Origin of the sequence: Psychrobacter piechaudii (assembly GCF_900162825.1) — a bacterium.
Classification (GTDB): domain Bacteria; phylum Pseudomonadota; class Gammaproteobacteria; order Pseudomonadales; family Moraxellaceae; genus Psychrobacter; species Psychrobacter piechaudii.
In genome coordinates, this window is the sequence record NZ_FUGE01000142.1 from 1 (window position 1) to 4029 (window position 4029).

The following is a 4029-nucleotide window of genomic DNA, read 5'->3' on the forward strand; positions in this document are numbered from 1 at the left end:
CTCTGGTACACTTATCTTGCATGCTCTTAATCGCTTTGTCCCATTTTCGATCAGCTGACGTTCAAATTGTGGTTTGAATGCTTGGTAAAAGTCGTCAATATGGCAGTATAATTCGGTTAGGTTGTCCATGTAAGAAGTCCTTTTTGTTGAGTTTTTGTTGGTACCTTAACTTTAACAATTTTGGACTTCTTTTTTTTGCCTTTTTTGACCTGCTTATCCCGAACTCAGGTTAAATACTACTGAACAATATAAGTTCTGAGCTGTAGCACAGTATCGCGCACTTTGGCCGCTTCCTCAAACTTCAATTCACGAGACAGTTGCTTCATTTGCTTCTCTAAACGATTGATTTCTTTTGCCAACAAGTCTGGGCTACGTAGAATTTCAATATCCACATCTGGCAAACCACTGCTGCTTGGAATGGCCTGATTGTCATTCAGATCTTCCTCGTCCTCACCAGTATCAATCTTATCGGTAATACTACGCGTGGCCGATTTGGGGATAATGCCATGCTCTTCGTTGAAGGCAATCTGCTTCTCCCGGCGACGATCAGTCTCTTCAATCGCTTTTTCCATACTTGGCGTAATCCGATCCGCATATAAAATGGCTTTACCATTTAAGTTACGCGCTGCTCGGCCAATAGTCTGAATCAATGAACGCTCTGAGCGCAAGAAACCCTCTTTATCCGCATCAAAGATGGCGACTAAAGAAACTTCAGGCATATCCAAGCCTTCACGCAGCAAGTTGATGCCCACCAATACATCATGAACACCCGTACGCAGTTCGTGAATAATCTGCATACGCTCTACGGTATCAATATCTGAATGCAGATAAGCCACTTTGACATCATATTCTTTTAGATAATCCGTCAAGTCCTCAGCCATGCGTTTGGTTAACGTGGTAATTAATACCCGCTCATTAACAGCTCGGCGCTTAGTAATCTCCGACAACACATCATCGACCTGAGTTAATACTGGACGGATTTCAATCTCAGGGTCAATCAGACCGGTCGGACGTACTACTTGCTCAACGATTTGTTCACTGTGTTCAAGCTCATATTGAGCTGGCGTCGCCGAGACGAAAATAGTAGCCGGTTTAATTTTTTCCCACTCTTCAAATTTCATAGGACGGTTGTCCATAGCACTTGGCAAGCGGAAACCATAGTTAACCAAGTTCTCTTTACGCGAGCGGTCGCCTTTATACATCGCCCCGATTTGAGGCACAGTCACATGAGACTCATCGATAAATAGCAGCGCATCAGGAGGAATATAATCAAACAAAGTTGGCGGTGCCTCACCTGCAGGACGACCCGATAAATGCTGTGAGTAGTTCTCAATGCCGTTACAGTACCCTAACTGCTGAATCATCTCTAGATCATACTGGGTACGCTCTTTGATACGCTGAGCTTCAATCAATTTATCATTATCACGAAAATACTTGAGGCGCTCATCGAGCTCAGCACGAATGGTTTTACTGGCCGCTTCAAGCTTCTCACGCGGTGTCACATAATGCGATTTAGGATAAATGGTAATGCGTGGCACACTGCGTACGGTTTTACCAGTCAATGGATCAAACCAACTGATCTTCTCCACTTCATCATCAAACATGCTGATACGCACAGCCAATTGCTCAGATTCAGCAGGATAAATATCTAATAATTCACCCCTCAGACGATACGTACCGCGTTCAAAGTCAAGCTCGTTACGAGTATATTGCAAAGCAACCAGTCGCTTAATTAACGCATTACGATCCACCACATCACCGACCACAATGTGCAGCAGCATTTTTAGATAACTTTCTGGATCCCCTAGACCATAGATTGAGGATACTGAGGATATAATAATTGCGTCACGGCGCTCAAGCAGGGCTCGGGTAGCTGACAGACGCATTTGGTCAATGTGATCATTAATGGCACTGTCTTTTTCAATAAAAGTATCACTGGCGGCCACATAAGCTTCGGGCTGGTAATAGTCATAATAACTAACGAAATACTCAACCGCGTTATTGGGGAAAAAAGACTTAAATTCGCCATACAGCTGAGCCGCTAACGTTTTATTATGCGCCATGATAATGGTCGGACGCTGAGTTTCACTAATCACTTTGGCCATGGTATAAGTCTTACCAGAACCGGTTACCCCCAGTAACAGCTGAGAATCCATACCCGACTCTACCCCTTTTACCAATTTTTCAATGGCTTGAGGTTGATCGCCGGCAGGCTCAAAGTCAGTTACCATTTCAAAAGCACGGCTGGAAATTAAGGTACCGGAGGCATTAACTCCAGTAATTTCAGCTTCGTCTTGTAGCTGAGTCGCCAATTGGTTTAATTGTCTTGAAGATCTTGGTTCAGGCATTCGCATAATGAGTATCTTTTAATTTATTATGTTTGTTTATAGTTGTTATTATGGGGATAAATCCAATAATTTAAAGCCCTTTACTGCCTCTACATAACGTCAACCTCTATAATTAAACCTATAAAAAAGGAAGGCGCCAAACAGCTACCTTACTTTTATGCTCTACAACAAGTTTTAAGTTTTTGCTTAAGAGTTTTTTGTTTAAAAGATGCCTTTAAAAATATCTTTTATTTGAGGCATTAGTTCTTCAAGCTGTTTAGTCGTTTGCTTCATTTCATCTTCATCAGGCAGAGAGGCTTTTAGGAATTCAGAAGTAACTTTAGGATTTTTCTCTAAGATACTTTGACCCATCGGGGTGTCATAGAAATCGATTAAGGCAGTAACCTCTTGCTGAGTATAGTGGGCTTTGGCAGCTGCTTTATATGCTTCAACCATCTCCTCTTTGGTCACTGTACTTTGAATACCACCTGCTAAGATTTTGGTGTATTGCTCTAAGAACCCTTGCATACTTTGAGCCATTTCACGTTGACGTTTATTAAGCTTTTTGTCGTCTACAGAGGCTTTATCTCCTTGCTGCTCAAGAATATCCGCCATGGCTTGTTGGCTATTTATGATCGTCTCTATTTGCTCATCCACATGCATTACTTGCATAAGCTTAAGCACTGAAGCATCGGTAGGTCTTTGTTGGCTAACTGCCTGCATAGAAGCAGTACTCTGAGAGTTTGTAGTCGCAGTTATAGCAGAACCAGAACTGCCTGCACCACTGTTGATAATAAGCTCAGCTTGCGCAGGCATTACCAATGCAGCAGTTAGAGAAGCCATCGCACTTATAGATAGCAGTGGCTTAAAAGCAAACTTTAAAAATGGACGAGAAGTTGACATAAATAATGACCTAAATAATTTTATTACAGAGTTTATGCCCAATTTTAGGAGGTCACTGTTCATTTTACTACTGAAGGACAGTTACAATATCTTGCTGCTCAAATATTGACGCTATTGGAAACTATTAGAGTAGAATCTATCTAAAAATAGCCTCTAAGTCTTTTTCCAACTGCGGCGTTAGCTTCTCACGGGTAGCATTGGCTATTTCAATAACCTCAGGTGTTAGAACCTTCATATATTCTTGCATCAGTTTAGGCTGTTTATCCAGTATGCTTTGACCCACTTCCGTATTGTAAAAAGCTATTTGAGCATCTACTTCCGCTTGAGTGTAGTGATTTTTTGCCACAGTAATAAAGTGCTTTTGTGCCATCTCTACTGTCGCTTTGTTGGTCTCTGCAAGCATCTGCTGAGAATATTGGGTCAGCACTCGCATCATTTCCTGTCTTTGCTTTGCTGTCATCTGCTCTAAGTCTTCTTGCTTAAGCGTAGATTCGATGATAAACGCCATCATATCACTTTGTGTACCGGATACCGATTGCATCATATCTGCCATACGAGTGATTTCAAGTAGCTTAATTAACGAGGTATCTGAATGTACCTGCTGTTTATTTGTACCCTTTATAATACTCTTAGCACTGACAGAGCCGACAGGACTAATAGTGACAGTAGAGCTATTATTTTTCAGCTCTGCATGCGCAGGTAATACCAATTCCACAAAATAATATACAATATAATCAACTCAAAAACATAATAGAATCATATGCCGAAAAAGACCCCTAGAAATCATAAACTCACAGAC

3 protein-coding genes and 1 pseudogene are annotated in these 4029 nt (G+C 41.5%); all 4 read right to left on the reverse strand.

Features of this window, described 5'->3' with window-relative positions; translation table 11 throughout:
- A pseudogene (locus A1019T_RS07845) lies at positions 1–129 on the reverse strand (IS982 family transposase); the annotation flags it as partial.
- Between the two features lie 107 nt (positions 130–236).
- Positions 237–2354, reverse strand: a complete 2118-nt coding sequence (uvrB, locus tag A1019T_RS07850; protein ID WP_077451160.1) for an excinuclease ABC subunit UvrB — start codon at positions 2352–2354, stop codon at positions 237–239.
- A gap of 195 nt (positions 2355–2549) precedes the next feature.
- Entirely contained in the window at positions 2550–3230 is a 681-nt protein-coding gene (locus A1019T_RS07855; RefSeq protein ID WP_077451161.1) for a DUF2059 domain-containing protein, read from the reverse strand.
- A 136-nt stretch (positions 3231–3366) separates the two neighbouring features.
- Entirely contained in the window at positions 3367–3945 is a 579-nt protein-coding gene (locus A1019T_RS07860) for a DUF2059 domain-containing protein (protein WP_244156583.1), read from the reverse strand.
- Between the last annotated feature and the right edge of the window lie 84 nt (positions 3946–4029).

What these genes read in the sequence shown, in the direction of transcription:
- A1019T_RS07855 (WP_077451161.1), bottom strand. Translation starts at nt 3,230, where the DNA reads ATGTCAACTTCTCGTCCATTTTTAAAGTTTGCTTTTAAGCCACTGCTA.
- uvrB (WP_077451160.1), bottom strand. Translation starts at nt 2,354, where the DNA reads ATGCGAATGCCTGAACCAAGATCTTCAAGACAATTAAACCAATTGGCG.